The 4,921-nt window shown below is 67.1% G+C and carries 7 protein-coding genes; 1 reads left to right on the top strand and 6 read right to left on the bottom strand.

Features of this window, described 5'->3' with window-relative positions:
• The first annotated feature begins 75 nt into the window (after positions 1–75).
• Positions 76–459: a hypothetical protein gene (locus QZ546_RS17635; protein ID WP_294240568.1), complete on the top strand. Its 384-nt coding sequence runs from the start codon at positions 76–78 to the stop codon at positions 457–459.
• 137 nt (positions 460–596) lie between these two features.
• Here the strand turns inward: QZ546_RS17635 and QZ546_RS17630 are convergent, their stop codons facing one another.
• The 6 genes from QZ546_RS17630 to QZ546_RS17605 all read right to left on the bottom strand — a co-directional run bounded on the left by QZ546_RS17630 (position 597) and on the right by QZ546_RS17605 (position 4,715).
• Positions 597–1,436 carry a manganese catalase family protein gene (locus QZ546_RS17630; protein ID WP_294240571.1) on the bottom strand — a complete coding sequence of 280 codons (840 nt, stop codon included), beginning with the start codon at positions 1,434–1,436 and terminating at the stop codon, positions 597–599.
• A 52-nt stretch (positions 1,437–1,488) separates the two neighbouring features.
• Positions 1,489–1,863: a DUF892 family protein gene (locus tag QZ546_RS17625; protein ID WP_294240565.1), complete on the bottom strand. Its 375-nt coding sequence runs from the start codon at positions 1,861–1,863 to the stop codon at positions 1,489–1,491.
• Positions 1,864–2,032: 169 nt separating this feature from the next.
• Positions 2,033–2,890, bottom strand: coding sequence for a glucose 1-dehydrogenase (locus tag QZ546_RS17620; RefSeq protein WP_294240562.1), 858 nt, complete (start codon positions 2,888–2,890; stop codon positions 2,033–2,035).
• A gap of 75 nt (positions 2,891–2,965) precedes the next feature.
• The gene (locus tag QZ546_RS17615) at positions 2,966–3,790 is read right to left on the bottom strand and encodes a hydrolase 1, exosortase A system-associated (protein WP_294240557.1); all 825 of its coding nucleotides are present in this window, start codon (positions 3,788–3,790) and stop codon (positions 2,966–2,968) included.
• Complete coding sequence (locus tag QZ546_RS17610; RefSeq protein WP_294240555.1) at positions 3,778–4,473, bottom strand: hypothetical protein; 696 nt, start codon at positions 4,471–4,473, stop codon at positions 3,778–3,780. The genes QZ546_RS17615 and QZ546_RS17610 overlap by 13 nt, the downstream gene beginning before the upstream one ends.
• Positions 4,470–4,715 (bottom strand): acyl carrier protein, encoded by a 246-nt coding sequence (locus tag QZ546_RS17605; RefSeq protein WP_294240552.1) that lies wholly within the window; start codon positions 4,713–4,715, stop codon positions 4,470–4,472. Before QZ546_RS17605 ends, QZ546_RS17610 begins: the two co-directional genes overlap by 4 nt.
• Positions 4,716–4,921 lie beyond the last annotated feature (206 nt).

The following is a 4,921-nucleotide window of genomic DNA, read 5'->3' as shown; positions in this document are numbered from 1 at the left end:
GCCGCCAGACTGGCCGAGTGGGAAAGCGCAGGCAAGGGGGGCGTTAAGTGACTGACCTATATTGATTTGCGGACCATGCGTCGGGCGCCCGCGTTGCCCGATGATCCATTCCGTCGACGAGGGATCATCACGAACGCCAAATCCGTCAGCCTGGGCCTCGGCCTGTTCTCGCTCGCGCTCGGCGCCGCCGAGCTGTTCGCATCGCGCCGCATCGCCGAGCGCGAGGTGGTGGCCGGGGTTGGTCTTATCCAGGCCCCGGCGCATTCGTCGCGGGTGTGGAACCGGGTGGCGGGCGATCTGCTCGATCTCGGTACTCTGGCCGTCTCGCCGCGGCGTTCGCCGAAGGCGCGGGCGGTATGGGGCGCGATCGGGTTCGTGGCTGTCGTAACCGCGCTCGACCTGCTCACCGCGTGGGCGCTGGACCGGGCGACGGGCAAGACGATGCCGGTCGGGGCGTGATGGTTTCCATTCCTCCCCGGCACGGGGAGGTGGCAGGGCGTCAGCCCTGACGGAGGGGGCGTGCCGCAAAGGTTGTCCATTGCGGCACGCCCCCTCCACCAGCTTTGCTGGTCCCCCTCCCCGTGCCGGGGAGGATTTTAGGGCTTCTCGCCTATCTGTTCGGCCTGTGCGCTGCTGTCGGGGCGGGCGGGGCCGAGAACGGGTTCTTCGCCCATCGGTTCGTTGCGGAACACGGTGAACGCGCCCTTGCCGTCGACGCTGGGCCCCTGGGTCCAGCGCCCTTCCGGATAGGTGCCATCGAGGGAGGTGACGAAGAAGTCGTAATTATGCTCCTGGTCCTCCTGGCTTTGCGGGAAGGAGTTGGGGATCGGCAGCGAAGCCTGTTCGCCCAGTTCCTCGATCACGGCCAGCCATTGCTCCTGATGCATCGTGTCGCGTGCGATCATGAAGTGGAGCATGTCCTTCATGCCCTGATCGTGCGCGGCGTTGTAGAGCCGGGTCGCCAGCACGCGCCCCGTGCTCTCGGCGGCGACGTTGCAATACATGTCGGCGGCGATGTTCCCGCTGGCATAGATATGGCTCATGTTGAACGGCACGCCGTCCGAGTCCGACGGATGCGCCGCGAGGCCGGTCGACAGGATATGCTTGTGCAGCGTGCCTTCGATGGCGTGGCGGGCATTGCCGCCGCCCATCACCGCGCCGACGATGCCATCGGCCGCGCCCTCTTCCTGAAGCGAGGCGGGCGCTTTGTCGAGGTTGAGCGCGACAGCGGTCGCCAGCATCTCGATATGGCCGATCTCCTCCGTGGCGGTATGCAGCAGCATGTCGCGATATTTCGGCGTCGGCGCGCGATTGCCCCAGGCCTGGAAGAAATATTGCATGCAGACGCGGATCTCGCCCTCCACGCCGCCAATCGCCTGTTGCAACATGCGCGCGAACAACGGGTCGGGCGTTTCGCAGCGGACGGGATATTGCAGCCGCTAGTCGTGATAATACATGGTCGGCCTCGCTTGGTCGGTGGTTGGGGGATCAGTGGTTGGCGGTGTCGCCGGCGGCGCGGCGCTCGAGATAGCGGCGGGTCAGCGCGGCATTATTGTCATCGACCCAGGCCGCCATCGCGAGTTCTTCGTTCAGCGACTGGGTGAGCAGCGGCGTGGCGCTGCCGAAGCCGCCGACATCGGCGATGGCGATCAGCGATTTGTAACTGGCCGCCTCGAAATTCTCGAAGGCGAAGTTGGCGAAGCTGTTCTTCAGGATCTCGTCGGGCGCGAAGACATGGCCGAGCGCGGCCATATTGCCCGAGAAGCTCAGCGCCGCATCCTTGAGGACCGAACGGCTCTCGTTGAATCCGTCGAGTATGTCCTCCAGCCGGACGATCTGCGGCTCGGTCTCGCCTCGATGCATCCGCAGAGGTCGGCGACGTCCGGATAATTGGCCAGGTGATCGAGCTGCCGGTCGATCAGCGCCAGGGCCTGATGCTCAACGGCATGGGCGTTCTTCAGACCGGCGACAAAGACCGCCGCGACGACGTCATTGGGTAGGGACGCCATTGGTCCGGCTCCTTGCTTGATGATCAGAGGAAGGGGGTGCCGCCGGTGACGGGAATGGTCGCGCCGCTGATATAGCTGGCCTCGCCGCTCGCCAGCAGGACATAGGGCGGCGCGAGTTCGGCGGGCTGGGCCGCGCGGCCCAGCGGCGTCTGCTCGCCGAAGCTCTTCACCGCTTCCGGTGGCATGGTCGAGGGGATCAGCGGAGTCCAGACCGGCCCCGGCGCCACCGCATTCACCCGGATCTTGCGCTGGGCGAGCATCTGGGCGAGTCCTGCGGTGAAATTGTGGATCGCGCCCTTGGTCGTCGCATAGGCGAGCAATTGCTGGTTGGGCTTGTCGGCGTTGATCGAGGTCGTGTTGATGATCGACGCGCCCTCGCCCATGTGCGGCAGGGTGGCCTTCACCAGATAGAACATCGCGTGGATGTTGGTGGCGAAGGTGATCTCCCACTCTTCGTCGCTGATGTCCTCGACCTTCTGGAAGCTGGCCTGGTGTGCGGCGTTGTTGACCAATATGTCGACCCGGCCGAAGGTCTGGACCGCGCGCTCGACGATGGTGCGGCAATGGGCGGGATCGCTGACGTCGCCGGGGATCAGCAGGGCCTTGCGGCCCGCCTGCTCGACCAGCCGCTGGGTTTCGGCGGCGTCCTTGTCCTCCGACAGATAGGCGATCACCACGTCCGCACCTTCGCGGGCAAAGGCGATGGCGACCGCCCGGCCGATGCCGCTGTCGCCGCCGGTGATGATCGCCTTTTTGTCGGTCAGCTTGCCATGGCCGACATAGCTATGCTCGCCGTGATCAGGGCGGGGGCTCATCGCCTCCGTCTCGCCGGGCATATCCTGTTGCTGTTCGGGCTGGGGTGGGGTGGGGCGTTCGTTCATGGACCGTCTCTCCTTGCCCGCTCCAATGGGCGAGGCAGAGAGGCGTTCCGGAAAAAATCACGATCTTAAAACGTGTTAGACGCTATTTTGGGGTTCCGATCGGTCGTCGTGCAAAGCGCTCGACTGGGCGGAAAGCGTGGTGTCGAGATAGCCGAGGATCGCACGTTCCAGTAGGTCCATCGCATCGGCATAGCTGTGCGAATCCGTCGCAAGCGTCTCCATGGCAAAGCCGTACCCGCGCGCGGCGGCGCGGAAGGCGACGCCGGTCGCGTCGCCGCGCGCGACGATGATCGCCGCCGCCTCGCCCCAGCTTTCGATCGCCTGGAGCAGCGGGCCCGCCGTCTCGTCCAGCGGGGCCGGCGGCGCGGCGATCTTGGTCAGCCCCTGGCGCAGCCGCCCGAAATCGACCGCCCCGCGCGCCAGTCGCAGCCATTCGGCCGGATTGGCGAGCTTGCGCGCATAATGACGGCGGATCGCGGCGGCGGGGGGCAGGGCGTCGGGTTCGCCCGCGAGCCACGGATTGGACAGGAGCACGCCGTTCAGATCGGCCGCCTGCCCGAACATCGCCAGCGCCGAGGCGGCGTCGCAATTGCCGAAACCGATGATCCGCGCGACGCCGGTCGCCTGGGTGAAGGCGGCGACGGCGGCGGCGATGTCCGGGCCGCTCGATTCCCAGCCGCCATTGAAACCCTCGCTGTCACCGACCCCGCGCCGGTCGAAGCGCAGTACCGGAAAGCCTCGCCCCGCGATCCGGGCGGCGAGCAGCGCCTGGCCACGATGTGCGCCCATGCGCGGCTCGTTGCCGCCCGAGACGATCAGCAGGCCGGTGTCATGGGGGGCCTCATCTAACGTGCCGATCAGCGTCGCGTCCTGGCAGGGGAAGGAGATCAGCCTTCGCATGACGCGATCCATTCCGCGATATCGTCCGCGAGCAGGGCGGCGAGTTCGGGATCTTCCTGCGGCTCGGCCCGGCGCCATGGGGGCACGGCGTCGATGGTGCGGTCGGCGGGCGCGCGGTCATGGCCGAGGCGCACGACGCGGCGCGGCACGCCCGGCTGGTCATAGGGTTCGGCCCCCGCCAGTCCGGCGAGGAAATGCGGCGAAACCCGGTTGCCCGCGACCCGCACCGGCGATTCCGCCCCGAACACGCCATGCTCGTCACCGCGCAGGCCCGCCGCCGCGCGCACCCGAATGACATCGCGCAGTACCGCTTCGCCGGTCATCGGCGTCAGGTGCCAGCGCCCGGCGAGAAGCGCAAAGCCGTCGATCAAAGCCCCGCCGCGGATAGATACCGCGTAACAGGGCCGATCGCCCAGTGCCTCGGCGGCGGCCTGATGCGCGTCGCGCCATTGCATGATGCTGGCCTGTTCGGTGGCGATCAGACTCTCGCCCGTTCCCGGCCAGTCGGGCAGCGCGCCGCCGATGCCGCGATCGGCCAGCCGCCGCAGCATCGCGACCGCCACGGCACGCGTCCGGTTCGCCTCTTCCCAGAATGGCATGGCGACCAGCACGACCGGCCCGTCCGCGGGCCCGAAGCGCAACATCGCCTCCCGCCCGCCAGGCCAGTCATAATAGTCGATCAAGCGCGCGCCTTGGCGTCGGCAAAGGCGACCAGCTGGCCGAACGTCTCCAGCATCTCGCCATCGACCTCGTCATCCTCGATCAGGATGCCGAGCCGATCCTCCAGCTCGGTCAGAACGCCCGCCACCGCCATCGAGTCCAGCTCGGGCAGCGCGCCGAACAGCGGCGTCTCCGCGTCGAACCCGGCGACACGCTCCGGCGACAGACCCAGCACATCGGCCAGCACGCCGCGTACCGTGGCCACCACATCCTTGCTCGCCTGGACTTCCAAACCCTGTCGCCCTGTTATCCGTGTTTGCCCACAGCGTTAGAGGGATGGGGGGATTTGGGCAACCGGTTGGGTGGAGGGGGAGCCGCGGCCGGGCAGAGCCCCCTCCCTGTCTCTTATACACATCTCCGAGCCCACGAGACCGTACTAGATCTCGTATGCCGTCTTCTGCTTGAAAAAAA

The sequence above is a fragment of the uncultured Sphingomonas sp. genome, assembly GCF_913062585.1.
Taxonomy (GTDB): Bacteria; Pseudomonadota; Alphaproteobacteria; order Sphingomonadales; family Sphingomonadaceae; genus Sphingomonas.
Note: the sequence above shows the minus strand (reverse complement) of the source record. Positions and strands in the feature narration are given on the sequence as shown.

Excerpts from the sequence above, each read along its gene's own strand:
- QZ546_RS17625 (WP_294240565.1), bottom strand. The coding sequence starts at position 1,863 with ATGCATCGAGGCGAGACCGAGCCGCAGATCGTCCGGCTGGAGGACATA.
- QZ546_RS17615 (WP_294240557.1), bottom strand. The coding sequence starts at position 3,790 with ATGCGAAGGCTGATCTCCTTCCCCTGCCAGGACGCGACGCTGATCGGC.
- QZ546_RS17635 (WP_294240568.1), top strand. The coding sequence starts at position 76 with ATGCGTCGGGCGCCCGCGTTGCCCGATGATCCATTCCGTCGACGAGGG.
- QZ546_RS17620 (WP_294240562.1), bottom strand. The coding sequence starts at position 2,890 with ATGAACGAACGCCCCACCCCACCCCAGCCCGAACAGCAACAGGATATG.